Origin of the sequence: Halomarina oriensis, from assembly GCF_009791395.1 — an archaeon.
Classification (GTDB): Archaea; Halobacteriota; Halobacteria; order Halobacteriales; family Haloarculaceae; genus Halomarina; species Halomarina oriensis.
In genome coordinates, this window is the sequence record NZ_WSZK01000030.1 from 169,299 (window position 1) to 187,191 (window position 17,893).

Sequence of the window (17,893 nt, forward strand, 5' to 3'; positions counted from 1 at the left end):
CCCACCACGAAGTGTCCGGACCGTTCGCCGCATGCTCAACCGTTAACGGGGCACCGACCCACACGGGTGCCATGGACCACGTCGCTCCCTTCGACTACGAGAACGTCGCCGGACGCATCGCGTTCGGCCGTGGCCGCACCGCCGAACTCGGCGACTCGGTTGCAGAGGCGGGCGGTGAACGCGCACTCGTCGTCTGCGGGTCGAACGTCGGCGCGAATCGAGACACGATGGCCCCCGTCGAGTCCGGTCTCGGCGACTCGCTCGCGGGTGTCTTCGACGGCACGACGCCGGACAAGGACGCTCGCGCGGTCACCGAGGGAGTCGCGGCGATGGCCGACCACGACGCGGACGCCCTCGTGGCGGTCGGTGGTGGCTCGTCCATCGACGTGGCGCGGGCGATGCGCGCCGTCGCCGTGACGGGGCACGACGCCGACGAGTTCCGCGCGTACGTCGCCGAGCACGGCACGATACCGGTTCCGGACGCGTCGCTCCCGCCGCTGGTCGCCGTCCCGACGACGCTCGCGGGTGCGGACTGCTCGACGGGCGGGTCGGTGACGTTCTACGGGGACGGCGACGAGGAGACGCTCTCCGGTGGCTACGGTGACCCACGGCTGATGCCCGACGCGGTGGTCTACGACCCCGTGCTGTTCGAGACGACGCCGACCGGTGCGCTCGTCGGGTCCGCGATGAACGGCTTCGACAAGGGTCTCGAAGCGCTCTACTCGCGTCACGCGTCGCCGCTGACCGACGCGCCGGCGATTCGTGGCCTCCAGTTGCTCACCGACGCGCTCCCCGGCGTCACCGACCCCGCCGACGAGTCGGTGCTGGAGCGTGTCGTCGCCGGTATCGTCCTCGTCCAGTACCCGCGAGCGACCGTCGACGGCGGACTGCTCTCGCTGATTCACGCCTTCGGCCACGGACTGCGCGGCGAGGGGGTCCAGCAGGGCGTCGCCCACGCCGTGATGGCCCCGCCCGCGCTCGAACTGCTGTTCGAGTCGGTCGACGGCCGGCGCGACCTGCTGGCGACGGCTCTGGGCGTCACCGACGCCGAGAATACGGCGAGTGCCGTCGTCGACGCCGTCGCCGCGGTCCGGGACGGACTGGGACTGCCCGCGCGACTGCGCGAGGTCGACGAAGTCGAGCGTGATGCACTGCCCACCGTGGCCCGACGTGTCGCCGAGGACCAGTTCGTGGCGAACGCGCCCGAGGGGTTCGACCCGAGTCGGGAGGACCTGCTCGACACGCTCGAAGCGACCTGGTGAGTAGGAACGGGGTCGTCAGCGGTCCGACCGGTCGACGTCCGTGACCGACCCGTCGTGTGCGACCCGGCCAGTCACCGTCTCGCCGTCGACGGTGAGTCGGACCGTCACGCCGTCGTCGGTCTCTTCGACGTCGCGGTCACGCTTCGTGGCGATGCGCCACGAGGGCGTCGTCGTCGGGTCGACACCGTGGTCGTAGAGAAAGCCCTGGGTCGCCGGGTGGTAGAGGACGGGAACCGTCACCGACGCGTTCGCCCTGTCCCCACAGCGGTCACAGCGCCACTCGATGCGTGGTTCGTCCCCGTCGGTGACGAGTGCCCCGTCGAGACGCCCCGCACAGTTCACGCAGAACCCGGCGGTGATACGCTGGAACAGCGTCCACAGCCAGCGGTCGAACACCTGCGGAAGCTCCTCGTGGCTGTACTGGTCGATGGTCCCCGGCGGGAACCCGTACTGGTTGTGGAACGACTCACAGTGAGGACACCTGACGTGTGCCTGGTCGTCCTCGAACGTGACGCGCAGGGGCCGCTCCTCGCAGGTCGGACAGGCGTCGTCGACGTCGATGGGGTCGATGGTCGCGTCGGCCGTGTAGTTGCCCGCGACGAGCGCACCGACGACGCGCATCCCGGCCAGCGTCGGTTCGTACCCGTCCTCCGCTTCGCTCTCGCGGATGAACGCCCCGGACAGTTTCTGGAGGTGGTAGTTGAACTGCCCGGAGTCGCGCATCCCGACCGTCTCGCGGAGCCGTGAGAACGTGAGCGGCCCTTCGGCCCCGACGAACGCCCGAAGGATGGCGAGTCGCGTCTCGTTACCGAGGACCGCGAACACCTCCTCGGGCGACCGATAGTCGACGGTGATGCCAGCGTCGTGGTCCATGGAGGGTCCATCACCGGCCACCCGAAAGCCGTTGTGGACACGACGGCCCCTTCGATGGTCGTCGTCGAGCGATGGAGTCCGTCGGAGTCAGGCGAGTTCTGCGAGTGCCAGCAGGACGCTCGGCGCGACGAGGAGGATCACCCCGACGACGAGCAACAGCGCCGGCAGGACGAGAATCCCCGCGTCGGTGAACAGCCAGAGACCGAGGCCGGCGAGGACGGCCACGACGCCGAGGAGGCGTAACAGCCACGTGAACACGCCTTCGAGTCCCGAGTCGGCCAGTACGTCCACGACTTCGAGTGCTTCTTCCATGGGTGACGCCACGGCCGCCGACCACTTGGAACGTACGGGCCACCTGCGCTATCCGTACGCTTGAAATGGATTCGCACCGCACGGAGGGCATGAACGGCAATCAGTTCGGGCGACTGTTCCGAGTCACCACCTACGGCGAGAGCCACGGGCCGGCGATGGGAGCCACCGTCTCGGGCGTCCCGGCGGGGCTCGAACTCTCCGAGGAGGACGTCCAGCGCGAACTCGACCGGCGGAAACCCGGCCAGTCGATGATCACGACGAGTCGCGGCGAACCCGACGCCGTCGTCATCAACTCGGGGGTCCAGGACGGCTACACGACGGGGACGCCCATCGGGATGGTCGTCCAGAACAAGGACGCCCGGTCGGGGAAGTACGAACCGTTCGTCACCGCGCCCCGTCCCTCACACGGCGACTTCACCTACTCCGCGAAGTTCGGCACGCGCAACTGGGGCGGCGGCGGGCGCTCCAGCGCCCGCGAGACGGTCAACTGGGTCGCTGCGGGAGCCATCGCCAAGAAAATAAACGAACGGTTCGGCATCGAGGTGAAAGCGCACGTCAACCAGATCGACGACATCGTCGCCCCCGACGTGACCTTCGAGGAGATGGTCGAACACACCGAGGAGAACCCGGTCCGGTGTGCCCACCCCGAGACGGCCGAGACGATGCGCGAACGCATCGACGAGTACCAGCAGGAGGGCGACTCCATCGGCGGGTCCATCTACTTCGAGACGCGCGGCGTGCCCCGAGGACTCGGCGCACCACGATTCGACTCGTTCCCGGCCCGCCTCGGGCAGACGATGATGGCGATTCCCGCGACGACGGCGTTCGAGTTCGGTCTGGGCCGGGAGGCCCGCGAGGTGGCCGGCATCGACCGGAACGAGGACTGGGAGTTCGACGATAGCGCGGAACGGAGTTCCGCGGACGACGCGAGCGGCGACAAGCCGCGGGGTGACCCCACGCCCGTCGGCAACGACCACGGCGGTATTCAGGGAGGGATCACCACCGGCGAACCGATCTACGGCGAGGTGACGTGGCACGCCCCGACCTCGATTCCGAAAGAACAGACCACCGTGGACTGGGAGACGGGCGAGGAGAAACGTATCCAGGTCGTCGGTCGCCACGACCCCGTCTTGCCGCCGCGAGCGGTGCCCGTCGTCGAGGCGATGCTCCACTGCACCATCCTCGACTTCATGCTCCTCGCCGGGCGCGTCAACCCCGACCGACTCGACGACCGGCCGGGCGAGTACGACACCGACTACCACCCGAGCAGTCCGCAGAACGACCCGGACGGAGCGGACACCCACGCCGAACCGACGGAGGACTGAGCGAGACACGCGGGTGGTTCGTATCACTCGTCGACGAGGAACCGCCGAACGGCGACCGACCGGGTTAACAAATTAACCCGTCACCTTACGGCCGGCGGGAAGGACGTGACGGTATGTCACGGAACAAACTCATGGCAACGGTCGGGGTGTTGTCGGTCGCCGCGCTGGTGACCGCGGTGGGTGGGACCTACCGTGCGTTCTCCTACGTCGCGGCCGTCCTCATCGTCTCGGTGGTCGTCGGGGCGTCGGTCGAACGGGGGCGACGCGAGTTCGACCTCTCGCCGTACGTGGGGCTCGGCGCGGGCCTGCTCGCCACGTTCCTCGCGGGCCTGACCACTATCTGGTACTTCTGGACGCCCGGGAGTGGGGAGTTCACCTACGTCTTCGGCGTCCCCAGTGCGACGCTGTCGTACCTGGTGTTCATCTGGATTCTCCCACTGCTCGGGGCCATCTACTACGCCGTTCTCTTCCCCGAGATCGGGAGCGACGACGTCGTCGACGACATCATGGCGGAGGCGCGGGACGCACAGTCGGAGCGTCGCTACCCGCTGACGCCGAGCGACGGGTCGACCGGGGGTGACGACTGATGCGGTCGCTCGTGCCGCTACAGGAGATCCCTGTCGCCGACGACCCGTTCGTGTTGCTGTTCGGGTCGGCGTACCTGCTGCTCGTGCTCGGTATCGGCGCGTGGGGGTACATGCAGACCGAGTCGACCAAGGACTTCCTCATCACGGGCAAGTCCATCGGGACGTGGGTGCTGGCGCTGACGGCGTTCTCGGTCATCCAGTCCGGGTTCGGCTTCGTCGGTGGTCCCGAACTCATCTACCTCTACGGGACGACGTCGTTCTGGATATTCCTCACCGCACCGCTGGGCTTTCTCGTCACGTGGGTCGTCCTCGCCAAGCGGATGCGTATCCTCGCGGACATCCGCGACGTGCTGACGCTCGCCGACGGGATGTACGTCCGCTACGAGAGTGACGTCGTCCGACTGCTGACGGGTATCGCCGTCGTCGTCGGGGTCATCGCCTACTTGGCGACGAACCTCGCCGCACTCCAGTACGTGATGCGTGCCATCTTCGGCATCCCCGTCATCTACGGTCTGTTCGGCGGCGCACTCATCCTGCTGTTCTACAGTATGCTCGGCGGGATGATAGCGGGTGTCTGGACGGACTTCGTCCAGGCCATCACGATGATAATCGGCGCGGTGATGGTGTTTTTCTTCGCCATCTCGTTCGGCGGCGGTGTCGAGAACATCTTCGCCAACCTCGAGAGCGCGAACCCCGCGCTCGTCACGCCGTTCGGGTCGCTCGGCGTCGAGACGGCCGTCGCGGTGCCCATCTTCACCGGGCTGGGCTGGTGGATCCTGTTCTCGCTCGGCGCGGCCGGTCAGCCACACCTCATCACGAAGTTCTACATGAGTCGCAACCTGCGCATCCTGCGCTGGGGTGCGCCCATCGCGGCCATCTCCTACGCGGTTTCGAGCCTGCTCGCGCTCTCGGTGGGCCTCTCGCTGCGGGCGATGGTCGAAGCCGGGAGCGCGGCCGAACCGGCCAGCGCCTCCATCGTCGGCCCGGTGTTCGTCCTGGAGAACACGCCCGGCGTCGTCGCGGGTCTCATCCTCGCGGCGCTGCTCGCGGCCATCATGTCCACGAGCGACTCCTTCCTCAACATCGGGGCGGCGGCCATCTCGCGGGACATCCCGAAGTCACTCGGGGTGAACATCCGGAACGACCGGACGGAACTCCGGGTCACGCAGGGTGCGCTCGCGTTCCTCACCGTCGCCTCGACGTTCGTCGTGTTCTTCTCCAGCGAACTCGTCGGCATCCTGGGGACCATTGGCTGGGGGTTCTTCGCGGCGGCCATCTTCCCCATCGCCGCACTCGGGATGAACTGGAAGGGGGCGACGTCGGCGGGAGCCATCGCGGCCGCCCTCGGCGGGATGGGGTTCAACGTCCTGTTCAGTGCCGTACCGCGAATCCTCACGCAGGCCGGGTTCGAGTCGGCCGGCGACGCCGTCAGTGGCTTCTACGGTAGCACGTTCAACGGCGTCCCGGTCGGTGCGACGGCGCTGCTCCTCGCCATCGCGTTGTTCGTGTTCGTCTCCCTGGCGACCCAGCGCGGTAACCGCGTCCCGGCGGACATCGCCGCCCTCATCGACCGATGACGGGCCAGGAGACGGCGACGACTGCGGCCGAGACGACGCTCGGGCGGTTCACCGAGTGGTTCCGCAACCGACCGACCTCACTGGAGTTCTGGGAGGTGGTCGTCACCGACCGGCGACTCGTCTGCTGTTTCGCCGGCGAGTCGTTCAGCGCGATGCTGCTCCGCGCGGACATGGGCGAACGCACGCGCGGCCGACTCGAAGAGTGGTCACCCGACGAGGCGCTCGTCTCGGAGGCGCGGAACCTCGCCGTCCCGCTCTCGGCGCTCGACTCGCTCGCGCTCACCGAGGGCACGCGGACGCGCCGCGCCCGACTCGAACTCGCGTGGACGGACGACGACGGCCACCACGAGTGGACGCTGTCGAACACCGCGAACGGCGACCAGCAGCGCGAACTCGTCGAGCGACTCGCCGACCACGAGGCGTTCTCCTCCGTCGACGTCTCGACGCGGACCCCACGTCTCGCCTTCCTCTGAGACGACCGGTGGGGGCCGGTTTCTTTAGCCAGCGGCGTGGCCGTGCGGTATGACCTGGCACGTCACGCTCGGCGACGGCTACGAGGACGCACGCGCGTCCTTCGAGTGGGAGTTCCCACCGGACTACAACCTCGCCCACGACCTACTCCGGAAACACGACGATGCCGACGCGCCCGCGCTCTACCAGGCGTACCCGGACGGCCGTCGGGAGACGTACTCGTTCGCCGACCTCGACCGCCTGTCGAACCGCCTCGCCAACGGACTGGCCGCACGCGGCGTGGACCGGGGCGACCGGGTGGCGGTCGTCTGCCCACAGCGCCCCGCGAACGCACTGACCCACCTCGCGTGCTGGAAACTCGGGGCCGTCTCGTTGCCGCTCTCGGTCCTGTTCGGTCCCGACTCGCTTCGCTACCGACTCGACGACAGCGGCGCGCGGGTCGTCGTCGCCGACCCGTCGGTGAGCGAGACGGTGCTCGACGCGGCCGGCGACGTGGACACCGTCGAGCACGTCGTCGAACCGACCGACGGCGACCTCACGGTTCCCGGCGACCCGACCGACGGAACCGTCGCGTTCGCCGACCTGCTCGTCGCGGACACCGAGTTCGCCATCGTCGAGACGGACCACGAGACGCCCGCGATGATTCTCTACACCAGCGGGTCGACCGGGCCGCCGAAGGGCGTGCTGCACGAACACGGTCTCTGGGCGGGGCACTGTCCGGCGTTCTCGATGTACTTCGAGCGGAGCGTCGACGGGGTGTACTGGACGCCCGCGGACTGGGCGTGGATCGGTGCGCTCGGCGACCTGCTGTTCCCGGCGTGGCACTACGGCCAACCCGTCGTCGGCTACCCCATGGGGACGTTCGACCCCGAGACGGCGTTCGAGGTGGTCGAAGAGTTCGACGTGACGGGGACGTTCCTCCCGCCGACGGCGATTCGGATGCTGATGGACGTCGAGGCCCCCGCCGAGCGGTACGACCTCTCGGTCGAGGCCGTCTGTTCGGGCGGCGAACCGCTCACCGCCGAGATTCTGGCGTGGGCCGACGAGGAACTGTCGGGCACCGTCGTCAACGAACTGTACGGCCAGACCGAGGCGAACCTGCTCGTCACGAACTGCCGCGAGTGGTTCGACGCTCGGGTCGGGAGCATGGGCAGACCCGTCCCCGGCCACGACGTGGCGGTCCTCGACTCGGAGACTGGGGAGGAACTCCCGGCAGGCGAGGTCGGCGAGTTCGCCGTCCGACGGACGGGCGATCCGGTCGTGTTCCGCGAGTACTGGAACGCACCGGAGAAGACCGCAGCGGCGACCGTCGAGGGGCCAGACGGCGACGACTGGCATCTGACCGGTGACCTCGGCAGTCGTGACGCCGAGGGCTACTGCTGGTTCAAATCACGCGACGACGACGTCATCATCACCTCGGGCTACCGCGTCGGGCCGGGGGAGGTGGAGAACGTCGTCCTCGACCACCCCGACGTGGCACAGGTGGGGGTCGTCGGCCTCCCCGACGAGACGCGCGGGGAGCGCATCACGGCGTTCGTCCAGCCGGTCTCGGGCGTCACGGGCGACGACGACCTTCGGCGAGCGATTCAGGACCTCGTCCGCGAGCGACTGGCGAAGTACGAGTACCCCCGCGAGGTGGTGTTCGTCGACGAACTGCCACAGACGACGACCGGGAAGATACAACGGCGGAAACTGCGGGAGGGGTACGACGGCGAGTGAGGCCTCCGGCGTCCCGTGGGAGTCAGCCGTCGCCTTCGAACCGACGGTCGACCGCTCGCTCGTAGGCGCGTCTGACCCTCGTCTCGCCGCGGGACATCGCTCGCAACGACTCGTCGGTGTAGTCGACGGCGAGGGTCGGGAGGCCGGCGACGAGCGGACTGTCGAGGACCGCACCGGGGTCGAGACGGGTCTCGAACGCCAGCGCGTCGCGGAACTCGCGCATCCGCGGAGCGAACGAGAAGTTGGCGGCCACGAGGTCGTCCATCCCGGCACGGGAGAGTTCGGTCCGCGCGGCGGCCCAGAACTCGGTCTCGTCGCTCTCCACGAGCGGCGTCACCGCCACACCCGCCCGTGTGAACCGGTCGACGACAGCCGACTCGACGGCGTCGCGCGTGGCGGTCGGGGCGTCCTCGCGGAGCGCCTCGACGTAGACGCTCGCGTCGAGGAGTTCGGCACGTCGCGTCTCGACCGGGTCGCCCGCGGCGACGGCGTCCAGCATCGCCGTCACCTGCCGACGAGCGTTCCGCCGGTAGCGGTCGAGTTCCGGTTCGACGAGACGCTCGTTCAGCACACGGTTCCGTTTGAGGAGTGCGTCGACGGCGCGCGACCCGACCGCACCTCCCGCGCTCCCCCGGACCGCACTGACTACGTCGAACGCCTCGTAGACGGCGTCCATCGTCGCGTCGATGGCGTCGTGGAGCTCCGTCTCGACTGCCGCTCTGGTCACGGGGAGCGTAGGAACGCACCGGTGTTGAATCCACAGCTCCCGGCAGGCTACCGCAGGCGAAGGGGGACGGGGGGAGACCAGCGTCCCACGGTGCGGGGACAGGCCCCGACGCTCACCAGTAGGGGTTGGCGGTCCACCGACCGGACCGACGGCCCGCGAGGACGCCGCCCCCGGCGACGACGAGGACGAGTGCGAGTGCGAGCGCCGACGCGACGACGTACTCGCCGGTGAGCAGTCCGAGCAGCGTCCAGAGCGTGCCGAGCGTGAGGCCGGCGACGGAGAGGACGGCGAGACCACCGAGGAGTCGTGAGAGTACCATGGCCAAGCGTTCGACACCGAGGGCATAAAGCCCGCGGGGGTCGGATGCCCGGACATGACCACCGTCGCCGTCCTCTGTGACCCGCCACGCGAAGGCGTCCTCTCGACGCTCGCCGACACGTCACCGCTCACCCCCGCCGAGTGCGCCGACCTCTACGCCGCGATGCTCGGGGACGTCTGCCGGGCCGTCGAGACCAGCGGCGGCGAACTACTCGTCAACTACCGCGGCGAGGAGGACGCCGAAGCCGAACTGCGGAGCGTCGTCCGCGAGGCGGTCGCGGACCCCGACGCGGTACGCTACGAGGTGCAGGTCGGCGAGACGTTCGCGGGACGGGCGGGTAACACCGCGACTCACCTGCTGGACGGCGAGGACGTCGTCTCCGTCGCCGTCGTCGAACCGACCGCGGCGTTCCTCGGCCGCTCGCACGTCGACAACGCGGCGATGAAGCTCCGCTCCAGCGAGGTCGTCGTCGGGCCTGCCACGAGGGGCCGGGTGTACTACGCGGGGTTCACCGACCCCGTCGACTTCGAGGACGCGTACGCCGCGCCGGCCGTCGAGACGGTCACCGACCGTGGTCTCGACGCGGGCTACGACGTGGACTTCCTCCCGGTCCTGCCCGTCGTCGAGACCGGTTCGGACCTCGCCGAGGCGCTCTCGTTGATTCGGGCGCGACGGCGTGCCGGTCGCATCGTCCCCGAGCGGACGACGGCCGTACTGGACGACCTCGGTGTGACCGTCGTGGCGGAGGGCGCGGACCTGACGCTCGCACGCTGACCGACAGGACAAAGAGGGGCGGACCGGTACGCCGTGGTGTGGTGAGGTGGCGGAGCCTGGCCTAACGCGCCGGTCTTGAAAACCGGTGGCATTTGCCTCCTGGGTTCGAATCCCAGCCTCACCGTCTCCGGTCGTGAGCGGACGCGAACGACCGCAAGGGCACCTCTGGATTCGGAGGGGACCGAACGCGCGTAGCGAAGCGAGCGACCGTCTCGACGTGCATCGGCGTTTCACGCCAGAGGCTGGTCTCCGGAGGAGAGGTGGCTGCTGTGACAGTTCCCGACGGCGTCAGTTCCCGCGCGAAGAGCGGGCCTCGCGGATCTGCGCACCGTCGCGGAGTTTGTCCTCACAGTTGGGACAGACCCTGACCGTCTCCATCTCCGGCGGCGAGAACACTCGGACGTACGCTTCGGTCACGAACGACCCGCAGTTGTCACACTCGGTCACGTGTGGAGAGAGGGGACTGCGTCGGATGTGGGTTGAGCCTGCGAGGTCAAGGTGTGGGTGGGCCGGAACCGCACCCACCGCCGCGCTCCGGCCGGGTCGACGAGGGGACGACGCGGTCGCGTCGACGAGCACTTGCGAACTCGTGCGTGTTCGCCCGTGAACGACGGAAGTCGCGTCACTGCCGGACCGTGATTCGGCCATCGGCCCCGACGGTGGCGGTACAGTCCGCGGCGGTGCAGTCCGCGGCGGTGGTCACGGACGACCCGTCCGGAAGGTGGTCGCTCGGACGGCCGGGTCCCGTCGGGGAACGGTACGGGCCGGCGAGGGCGACGGGCACACCGGTGGACGTCGAGGTCAGTCGTCGGCCGGGGCTGTGTCGACGCCGGGTCGTCGGACGTCGCGGTCGGTCGTCTCCCCGTCGATGTCGTAGGGGTACTCGCCGGTGACACAGCCCAGACAGAGGTCGGCACGGGACTCCGTTAGTGCCGCGGCGACGGCGTCGACGGAGAGGTACGCCAGCGAATCCGCCCCCACCGTCGACTCGACGTCCGCGACGTCCTCGCCGGCGGCGATGAGTTCCTCGCGGGTCGCCATGTCGATACCCATGTAGCAGGGGGCGGTGATGGGCGGCGCACCGATTCGCAGGTGGACCTCCTCGGCCCCGGCGTCGCGCAGCAGGTCGACGAGCTGGTTCGACGTGGTGCCGCGGACGATGGAGTCGTCGATGAGCGTCACCGTCCGCCCCTCGACGGTCGAACGGATGGGGTTGAGTTTCAGCCGCACGGCGCGTTCGCGGGCGTCCTGCGTCGGCATGATGAACGTCCGGCCGACGTAGCGGTTCTTCATCAGGCCCTCGGCGAACTCGACGTCCGCGCCCGAGTCCTGCGACGCTTCGGCGTAGCCGGTTGCGAACGCCCGCCCAGAGTCGGGGACGGGCATCACGACGTCGGTGTCGACGCCCGACTCCTCCCAGAGCGCGCGCCCGAGGTCACGGCGCGTCTCGTAGACGAGGCTGCCGTCGATGACCGAGTCCGGCCGGGCGAAGTAGACGTGCTCGAAGAAGCAGTGAGCGGTCCGGTCGCGCTCGACGAGCTGGTAGGTCTCGTAGCCCGACCCGTCGGCTTCGAGGACGACGAGTTCACCCGGTCGCACGTCGCGGACGAGTTCGCCGTCGAGCGTGTCGATGGCCGCCGACTCGGAGGCGATGACGTACCCGTCCGGCAGTTCGCCGATGCAGAGCGGGCGATTCCCCTCCGGGTCGCGCACGCCGACGACGGTGTCGTCGTGCATGATGGTGAGTGCGTACGACCCGTGGATACGGTCCATCGTCCGCCGGACGGCACGCACGAGGTCACCGTCCAGCAGGTTGCGCGCGAGGTCGTGGGCGATGACCTCGGTGTCGCCGTCGCTCGTGAACGCGTGACCCTGTGCGGCGAGGGCGTCCCGGACGTCGGCGGTGTTGACGAGGTTGCCGTTGTGCGAGAGACCGAGCGACCCGCTCTTGAACGAGACGGAGAACGGCTGAGCACACGACGTGTCGACGCTCCCGGCCGTCGGGTAGCGCACGTGACCGATGCCGACACTCCCGTTGAGCCCGTCGAGGTCGGCCTCGTCGAAGGCGTCCCCGACCAGGCCCATCCCGACGTGGTCGTGCTGCTGGAACCCGTCGTGGGTGACGATTCCCGCCGACTCCTGCCCGCGGTGCTGGAGGGCGTAGAGTGCGTAGTACAGCGGTCTGGCTGCCGCCCGGTCGTCGAGCGCGACACCGACGACGCCGCACTTCTCGCGCGGCCCGGAGTGCATCATCAGGGGGAGATGGCCGCCCAGCCAGTAAAAAGTCCGTGGTTGTGCGTAGCGAAGGTCCCTCACGAGCGAGTGTATACACGAACGTGCGTATGTGGGCCGTGCCGTAGTGGAGCGACGGGACACGCTCCGAGCGGTTGGCGAGTCGCCAGACTCCACCGTGTCCCGAGTTCCAGTCGGTCCGCGACACAACAGCTATCGTCGCAGTTCACCACCGACTCGACGACTGATGACGACCGAGGACCACACGAACGAATCGAGTAGGGTGTCCGCATGAACGGCACGCTCCTCATCACGGGGGCGTCGAGCGGCATCGGTGCGTCGCTCGTTCGTCACCTCGCTGGCGACTACGAGGTGCTCGCACTCGCTCGCCGCATCGACCGCATGAACCGCGAGTACGGCGACCACCCCTCCATCCACCCGTACGAACTGGACCTCGCCGACGCCGACGGCACCCGCTCGCTCCTCGCCGACCTGGTTGCGGAGTGGGGGCACATCCCCTACCTCCTGAACGTCGCCGGCATCTGGAACACGAAGTCGCTCCTCGAACTCACCGACGAGGACCTTCGACTGGCGATGGAAGTGGACGCCTTCGCTCACGTTCGGACGATGCAGGCGCTCCTCCCCGCGATGCGCGAACACGACTTCGGCCGCATCGTCAACGTCTCGGGCACGGGAGTCCTCGTCCCGATGGCGGGGTGGGCTGCCCAGTACGCGTCTATCATGGCTCGAAACGCCTACGGCGTGACGGCAGCCCACGAGAACGACGACCGGAACGTCAAAATCAACCTGATGGGCCCGGGCCCCACGAGCACCGAGATGTACGATGGCCCGCTCCCGCCCACGGCGTGTCACTCGACGGTCGACTACCTCCTCGGCCTCGACGCTGACGGCCCGACGGGGAGGATGTTCTGGCTGGGCTACGAGGTTCCACTCTTCCCCGAGTTGGGAGCGACCGAGCTGTTCGGACCGTTCCACGCCGACGAGGAGTACCTCACGCGGGTCTGCGACCCGCCCGAAGAACTGCGGGGCTGAGTCGCCTCCGCTCCCGCTGGTGGTGACTCCTCGCCGGAGAGAACCGCAGAGAAATCGGCCGTTCAGTGGTCGCCGTTCTTCGACTGCCAGTCGTAGCTCCGGCGTTTCGCGGTCTTGCCGAAGCCACAGGATGCGCACTGCTTTTTCTTCTTGTGGTAGGACTTCTCGCCACAGCGGCGGCACTTGACGTGCGTCTTCGTGTTCTTCTTCCCCTGAGAGGGTGTTCCTGCGCCAGTCATGGAGTTATCGAGACGACGTTATCGCCGCGGATAATCGTTACGTTGTCCTCGTCCTCGACGACGAGGTTCATGTGCTGGTCGTAGCCGGTCAGCGCACCGGAGTAGACCTCCCCACCTTTCAGGTTCACCGTCACTTCCTCACCGAGCGATTCTTCGAGCACGTCCAGTGGACGACCAGTCATACTCGCTACCCGACGGGGAACCGCCTTAATACCACCGGGAACGCCTCCGGAACCGGGCCGTGAGCACGTCACACCCGCTCCCGACCGACCGCTCCCGAGCCACGAGGGACCCGCTCACTCGAACTCGGTGAGACCGACGGCCGCCACCCCACCCGTCTCGGTGGTGGCGTCCCACTCGACGACCGACAGCGACCCGTTGGGGACGTCGAAGTCGTCGAACCCCGCCTGTACCGACCGGCCGCTGACGTGGGAGAGCACGACGACGATGGGGTTGTTGTGCGTGACGACCACTCGGGTCCGGTCGTCGCCGTCGGTCACGGTGCGCAGTCCGGTCAGGACGCGTTCACGGAACGTGCGAGGACTCTCGCCGGACGGTGGTCCCTCGTCCGGTGGGACCTCCCCCCGGCGGTACCGGTCGACGAGGTCCGGGTCGGCGTCGAGCACCTCCTCGTCGGTCAACCCCTGGTAGACCCCGAAGTCGCGTTCGCGCCACTCGGGGTGCGTGTGGAGTCGTCCGTCCGACACGTCGAGCGCGGCGGCGAGGACGGCCGCCGTCTGGCGGGCGCGTCTGAGGTCCGAACCGTGTACCGTGGTGAGGTCGTACGCCCCCGCGAGGTGGTCACCGACGCGTTCGGCCTGCTCGCGGCCCCGTTCGGTCAGTCCGACGGGTGCCCAGCCCTGCACTCGACCGGCCCGGTTCCACGCCGTCTCGCCGTGTCGAACGAGGAGGAGTCTCACAGTCGGGGGAGGCGCGCGAGGAGCAAGAAGCGACCGCTCTCAGAACCCCGGCCCGAGGTCGAACGTCTCGATGCGACGGCCGACGGCCGCGAGGAGGTCGGCCGTCGCGTCGAGGTCGGCCGTGTCGACGACTTCGACGGGCGTGTGCATGTAGCGGTTCGGGAGGCCGACGTTGAGCGACGGCGTCGCGCCGCGGGCGGTGAACACCGCGTCCGCGTCGGTCCCGGTCGAACTCCCGGCGGCCTGCAACTGGACGTCGATGTCCTCGTCGTCGGCCGCCTCCCGGACACCGGTGACGAGGCCGGAGTGGTTCGTCGACCCGCGAGCGACCACCGGACCGTCACCGAGGCCGACCGGGGACACCGCGTCACCCGGTGCGCCGGGGGCGTCAGTGGCGTGTGTCACGTCGACGGCGACGAACGCGTCGGGGTCGAGGTCGAAGCCGACCATCCGCGCGCCTTCGAGCCCGACCTCCTCTTGGACCGTCGCCACCGCGTGGACCGTCGCCTCCGCTCCGCGCTCGCCGGCCCGCCGAAGCCCCTCGGCGGCCGCCCAGATGCCGACACGGTTGTCCATCCCCCGAGCGGCGATGCGGTCGCCCTGAAGGTCCTGGACGCCACTGGAGAAGGTGACGGGGTCACCGACCTCGACGAGTTCCTCGGCCTCCTCGCGGCTGGTCGCGCCGACGTCGACGGACTGCTTCTCGATGTCGGCGGGGTCGTCGTCGCCGTCGCGGAGGTGGATGGCCGTCTGGCCGACGACGCCGTGGACCGGGTCGTCGGTGTGGACCGTGACGTGCTGGCCACGCATGACGGTCCTGTCAGACCCACCGATACGCGACAGCGAGAGGAAGCCATCGTCGTCGATGGCGCGGACGATGAAGCCGATCTCGTCGGCGTGGCCCCCGAACGCGACGTCGGCATCCCCCGACCCTTCGACCGTTGCCACCGCGTTCCCGTAGGCGTCGACGCTCACGTCGTCGGCGAACGCCGAGACGTAGTCGACCCACACGCGGGTCGCCGGCGTCTCGAACCCCGAGGGGGACGCCGTGGTCAGCAGTTCGTCGAGAAACCCACGCTGGCGTTCGTCCATGTCGAACAGTGACCGACCGTCGAGTAAGTAGCCCGCGATTCGCTGCCGGAGCGTGAGGGTGTTCGGTCGATGGACCGGGTCCCGGTTCCGCGCCGGTCGGGACAACCGCTAAGCCGTCGGCCGCCGAGGTACGACGCATGGCTGACATCACGGTGTTCAAGGTCGACCTGTCCGACTCGACGTTCGTCGCGCCGTTGGGCCGCCAGATACTCGCCGACCGCGTCGACGTCGAGAGCGACGACGACGACGCCGAAGGGAGCGGCGGTGGTCGTGGGAAACTGCTCGTCGTCGGTGCGGTCGGTGTCGTGGCCGTCGTCGGTGGTCTCGGGGTCGTCCTGGCCCGGAAGTTCCGAGGTGGCGACGACGAGGACCCGGCCCCCCCCCGAGGAGTCGGACTGGGGCGACGAGAACTGGGACGATGACTGGGACGGGTCGACGGCCCTCACCGACGAGGACGACGAGGGCGTGGAGACGGACGAAGCGTCGAGTCGCAGCGGGGCCGTCGCCGCCGTCGTGGGCCTGCTGTTCTTGCTGTTCGTGACGGCGCTGGCCCGCCGCCGTCGGGCCGGTACGCCGGTCGACGACGTCGTGGTCGACGAGCCAGCGAGCGCCCGTCCGGAGGCGTGAGCGAGGGGCGATTCTACGGGTAGCCGGAAGGCCTTTGGAGCGTGTGCGCCTGTATCGTCCATGAACCTCTTTCGTGCGGTTCGTGCAGTCTCCGAGGCCTCCGGTGACGGTCCGGTCGACTGGTACGCCGTCGGCGAAGCGGCCAAGGCGGCGACCGACCCCGGTGACCTCGACCTCACGACCGCCGAACAGCAGGGCTACGCCGACGACGTGAAGGCGGCCCACCGACGCATTCAGGAGATCGGTGGCGTCGAGTTCGACCTCCCCGAGACCGTCGAACTCCACCACCGCCACCACTGGATCGACGCCAACGTCCCCACCTTCCGGCGTGTCCTCGACCAACTGGAGGTCGGTCCCGCCGTCGTCCCCGGCATCGCTCGCACCCTCAACACCGGCTCTATCGCCGCCTCCGTCGGCTTCCTCGCCAACCACGTCCTCGGGCAGTACGACCCGCTGCTCCTCTCGGGTCACGACGAACATCGCCTCTACTTCGTCCACCCGAACATCGTCAACGTCGCCGAGATGCTCGACGTCGACGTGCCCCGGTTCCGACGCTGGATCGCGTTCCACGAGATGACCCACGCCGCCGAGTTCGGGGCCGCCCCGTGGCTCGACGACCACCTCGAATCGCTCATCGAGACGACGCTCGACGACATCTCGGCCATCCAGTTCAACCGCGCCGACCTGCAGGAGATCGACACGACGATGACCGCCGTCGAGGGCTACGCCGAACTCCTGATGGACGAGACGTTCGACCGGGAGTACGCCGACCTTCGGGCGAAACTCGACGCCCGCCGCGGACAGGGCGGTCCGCTCTCGACGCTGTTCCGTCGCCTCCTCGGACTCGGCCGGAAACAGCGCCAGTACGAACGCGGCAAGGAGTTCTTCGAGTCCGTCGCGGCCGCCCGTGACGTCCAGACCGCCGCAGTCGTCTGGGAGTCCCCGGACAACCTCCCGACCGACGACGAACTGGACCACCCGGTGCGGTGGCTCCGCCGGATGGGCGTCTGAAGGGGAGTCTCGGGCGTCGAAGACTCGTCTCGTTCTCGCGGGACTCGACGGCCGCCGGTCGCCGCGCTACTCGTCGACGCGGAAGACTGGCGCGGGGTCGCCGCTCTCTTCGAGCACGTCGTCGAACACCACCCGGTCGCCGATGTCCGCACCGCCTTCGAGACGGGCCATCACCTTCGCGCCGTCCACCTCGACCATCCCGACCTGGTACGGTCCTTCGAACTGCTCGGGAGGGACCTGGACGGTCGTCTCGGTGTAGACGACGCCCTCGCGGGGGAGCGCGGTGCGTTCGAGGTCGCGCGAGCCACACTCGTCACAGACGAGAAACGGGGTCGCGTAGGTCCGCCCGCAGTCCGTACAGGTGACGCCGAGCAGGTCGCCCTCGCGCAGGGCGTCGGCCCACTCCTCGTGGGTCAGGGCGCTCATTCGCGCACCTCCATCACCGTGACGACGGTAGTTGCGGCGTCGCCACCCAGGTTGTGGGCCAGACCCTTCGTCGCGCCGTCTATCTGGCGTTCCTTCGCACCGCCTCTGAGCTGTTCGGTCAGTTCGACGATCTGGCCGGTCCCGGTCGCGCCGATGGGGTGGCCCTTCCGCCTTCAGACCGCCCGAGGGGGTTGATGGGTCGGTCGCCCTCGAGTCGACGAGGCGGCCGCCTCGGCGGCGGGCCACCCCTCGCCGTCCTCGAAGGAAGCCGATGGCTTCGCTGGCCATGATCTCCGCGCCGGTGAAGCAGTCGTGGACCTCCGCGAAGTCCATCTCGTCGGCGCTAC

At 68.9% G+C, this 17,893-nt stretch carries 24 protein-coding genes, 1 tRNA gene and 1 pseudogene; 12 read left to right on the plus strand and 14 right to left on the minus strand.

Annotated elements, in window-relative coordinates; genetic code table 11:
• Positions 1 to 71 precede the first annotated feature (71 nt).
• Entirely contained in the window at positions 72 to 1,262 is a 1,191-nt protein-coding gene (locus tag GQS65_RS17040) for an iron-containing alcohol dehydrogenase family protein (protein ID WP_158205824.1), read from the plus strand.
• Between the two features lie 15 nt (positions 1,263 to 1,277).
• Here GQS65_RS17040 and GQS65_RS17045 read toward each other — a convergent pair whose 3' ends face one another.
• Both GQS65_RS17045 and GQS65_RS17050 read right to left on the minus strand, forming a co-directional pair.
• Positions 1,278 to 2,135 (minus strand): winged helix-turn-helix domain-containing protein, encoded by an 858-nt coding sequence (locus tag GQS65_RS17045; RefSeq protein ID WP_158205825.1) that lies wholly within the window; start codon positions 2,133 to 2,135, stop codon positions 1,278 to 1,280.
• A gap of 87 nt (positions 2,136 to 2,222) precedes the next feature.
• Entirely contained in the window at positions 2,223 to 2,447 is a 225-nt protein-coding gene (locus tag GQS65_RS17050; protein WP_158205826.1) for a hypothetical protein, read from the minus strand.
• Between the two features lie 89 nt (positions 2,448 to 2,536).
• On the opposite strand from GQS65_RS17050, the gene aroC reads away from it, so the two are divergent.
• From aroC to GQS65_RS17075, 5 genes are all read left to right on the plus strand, one after another.
• Positions 2,537 to 3,772, plus strand: a complete 1,236-nt coding sequence (gene aroC, locus GQS65_RS17055) for a chorismate synthase (RefSeq protein WP_158205827.1) — start codon at positions 2,537 to 2,539, stop codon at positions 3,770 to 3,772.
• 113 nt (positions 3,773 to 3,885) lie between these two features.
• Complete coding sequence (locus GQS65_RS17060) at positions 3,886 to 4,359, plus strand: hypothetical protein (protein WP_233265167.1); 474 nt, start codon at positions 3,886 to 3,888, stop codon at positions 4,357 to 4,359.
• The gene (locus GQS65_RS17065) at positions 4,359 to 5,936 is read left to right on the plus strand and encodes a sodium:solute symporter family transporter (RefSeq protein ID WP_158205828.1); all 1,578 of its coding nucleotides are present in this window, start codon (positions 4,359 to 4,361) and stop codon (positions 5,934 to 5,936) included. The genes GQS65_RS17060 and GQS65_RS17065 overlap by 1 nt, the downstream gene beginning before the upstream one ends.
• Positions 5,933 to 6,409, plus strand: a complete 477-nt coding sequence (locus GQS65_RS17070) for a hypothetical protein (protein ID WP_158205829.1) — start codon at positions 5,933 to 5,935, stop codon at positions 6,407 to 6,409. The genes GQS65_RS17065 and GQS65_RS17070 overlap by 4 nt, the downstream gene beginning before the upstream one ends.
• Before the next feature lie 49 nt (positions 6,410 to 6,458).
• Positions 6,459 to 8,126: an acyl-CoA synthetase gene (locus GQS65_RS17075; RefSeq protein ID WP_158205830.1), complete on the plus strand. Its 1,668-nt coding sequence runs from the start codon at positions 6,459 to 6,461 to the stop codon at positions 8,124 to 8,126.
• 22 nt (positions 8,127 to 8,148) lie between these two features.
• Here the strand turns inward: GQS65_RS17075 and GQS65_RS17080 are convergent, their stop codons facing one another.
• Together GQS65_RS17080 and GQS65_RS17085 are read right to left on the minus strand one after the other, a co-directional pair.
• A complete protein-coding gene (locus GQS65_RS17080) occupies positions 8,149 to 8,853 on the minus strand; it encodes a hypothetical protein (protein ID WP_158205831.1) in 705 nt (234 codons plus the stop codon).
• A gap of 112 nt (positions 8,854 to 8,965) precedes the next feature.
• Positions 8,966 to 9,172 (minus strand): hypothetical protein, encoded by a 207-nt coding sequence (locus GQS65_RS17085; RefSeq protein ID WP_158205832.1) that lies wholly within the window; start codon positions 9,170 to 9,172, stop codon positions 8,966 to 8,968.
• Between the two features lie 54 nt (positions 9,173 to 9,226).
• Here GQS65_RS17085 and GQS65_RS17090 point away from each other — a divergent pair, with 54 nt between their 5' ends.
• Together GQS65_RS17090 and GQS65_RS17095 are read left to right on the plus strand one after the other, a co-directional pair.
• Positions 9,227 to 9,946 (plus strand): hypothetical protein, encoded by a 720-nt coding sequence (locus GQS65_RS17090; protein ID WP_158205833.1) that lies wholly within the window; start codon positions 9,227 to 9,229, stop codon positions 9,944 to 9,946.
• Positions 9,947 to 9,986: 40 nt separating this feature from the next.
• Positions 9,987 to 10,070: transfer RNA gene (locus GQS65_RS17095), tRNA-Ser, on the plus strand.
• A gap of 164 nt (positions 10,071 to 10,234) precedes the next feature.
• Here the strand turns inward: GQS65_RS17095 and GQS65_RS21465 are convergent.
• From GQS65_RS21465 to purF, 3 genes are all read right to left on the minus strand, one after another.
• Positions 10,235 to 10,393: a DUF7563 family protein gene (locus GQS65_RS21465; RefSeq protein ID WP_368280298.1), complete on the minus strand. Its 159-nt coding sequence runs from the start codon at positions 10,391 to 10,393 to the stop codon at positions 10,235 to 10,237.
• A 175-nt stretch (positions 10,394 to 10,568) separates the two neighbouring features.
• Complete coding sequence (locus GQS65_RS17100) at positions 10,569 to 10,730, minus strand: hypothetical protein (RefSeq protein WP_158205834.1); 162 nt, start codon at positions 10,728 to 10,730, stop codon at positions 10,569 to 10,571.
• A 17-nt stretch (positions 10,731 to 10,747) separates the two neighbouring features.
• Entirely contained in the window at positions 10,748 to 12,199 is a 1,452-nt protein-coding gene (gene purF / locus GQS65_RS17105) for an amidophosphoribosyltransferase (RefSeq protein WP_394351455.1), read from the minus strand.
• Between the two features lie 270 nt (positions 12,200 to 12,469).
• On the opposite strand from purF, the gene GQS65_RS17110 reads away from it, so the two are divergent.
• Complete coding sequence (locus GQS65_RS17110) at positions 12,470 to 13,231, plus strand: SDR family NAD(P)-dependent oxidoreductase (protein ID WP_158205835.1); 762 nt, start codon at positions 12,470 to 12,472, stop codon at positions 13,229 to 13,231.
• A 62-nt stretch (positions 13,232 to 13,293) separates the two neighbouring features.
• Here GQS65_RS17110 and GQS65_RS17115 read toward each other — a convergent pair whose 3' ends face one another.
• The 4 genes from GQS65_RS17115 to GQS65_RS17130 all read right to left on the minus strand — a co-directional run bounded on the left by GQS65_RS17115 (position 13,294) and on the right by GQS65_RS17130 (position 15,482).
• Positions 13,294 to 13,470: a 50S ribosomal protein L37e gene (locus GQS65_RS17115; protein WP_158205836.1), complete on the minus strand. Its 177-nt coding sequence runs from the start codon at positions 13,468 to 13,470 to the stop codon at positions 13,294 to 13,296.
• Entirely contained in the window at positions 13,467 to 13,652 is a 186-nt protein-coding gene (locus GQS65_RS17120; RefSeq protein ID WP_158205837.1) for an LSM domain-containing protein, read from the minus strand. The genes GQS65_RS17115 and GQS65_RS17120 overlap by 4 nt, the downstream gene beginning before the upstream one ends.
• Before the next feature lie 114 nt (positions 13,653 to 13,766).
• Positions 13,767 to 14,390: a histidine phosphatase family protein gene (locus GQS65_RS17125; protein ID WP_158205838.1), complete on the minus strand. Its 624-nt coding sequence runs from the start codon at positions 14,388 to 14,390 to the stop codon at positions 13,767 to 13,769.
• 39 nt (positions 14,391 to 14,429) lie between these two features.
• Entirely contained in the window at positions 14,430 to 15,482 is a 1,053-nt protein-coding gene (locus GQS65_RS17130; RefSeq protein ID WP_158205839.1) for a M20/M25/M40 family metallo-hydrolase, read from the minus strand.
• A 137-nt stretch (positions 15,483 to 15,619) separates the two neighbouring features.
• Here GQS65_RS17130 and GQS65_RS17135 point away from each other — a divergent pair, with 137 nt between their 5' ends.
• The 3 genes from GQS65_RS17135 to GQS65_RS17145 are packed head-to-tail and all read left to right on the plus strand — an operon-like array spanning position 15,620 to position 17,120.
• On the plus strand, positions 15,620 to 15,904 hold the full coding sequence (locus GQS65_RS17135; protein WP_158205840.1) for a hypothetical protein: 285 nt from the start codon (positions 15,620 to 15,622) through the stop codon (positions 15,902 to 15,904).
• Positions 15,905 to 15,947: 43 nt separating this feature from the next.
• Entirely contained in the window at positions 15,948 to 16,109 is a 162-nt protein-coding gene (locus GQS65_RS17140; RefSeq protein ID WP_158205841.1) for a hypothetical protein, read from the plus strand.
• Between the two features lie 60 nt (positions 16,110 to 16,169).
• Positions 16,170 to 17,120 (plus strand): zinc-dependent metalloprotease, encoded by a 951-nt coding sequence (locus GQS65_RS17145; RefSeq protein WP_158205842.1) that lies wholly within the window; start codon positions 16,170 to 16,172, stop codon positions 17,118 to 17,120.
• Between the two features lie 66 nt (positions 17,121 to 17,186).
• On the opposite strand, the gene GQS65_RS17150 is transcribed toward GQS65_RS17145, so the two are convergent.
• The 3 genes and pseudogenes from GQS65_RS17150 to GQS65_RS22245 form a co-directional block, all read right to left on the minus strand.
• A complete protein-coding gene (locus GQS65_RS17150; protein ID WP_158205843.1) occupies positions 17,187 to 17,546 on the minus strand; it encodes a Zn-ribbon domain-containing OB-fold protein in 360 nt (119 codons plus the stop codon).
• Complete coding sequence (locus GQS65_RS22240; protein WP_394351456.1) at positions 17,543 to 17,701, minus strand: thiolase C-terminal domain-containing protein; 159 nt, start codon at positions 17,699 to 17,701, stop codon at positions 17,543 to 17,545. The genes GQS65_RS17150 and GQS65_RS22240 overlap by 4 nt, the downstream gene beginning before the upstream one ends.
• Positions 17,702 to 17,762: 61 nt before the next feature.
• Positions 17,763 to 17,879: pseudogene (locus tag GQS65_RS22245) on the minus strand (hypothetical protein); the annotation flags it as partial.
• Between the last annotated feature and the right edge of the window lie 14 nt (positions 17,880 to 17,893).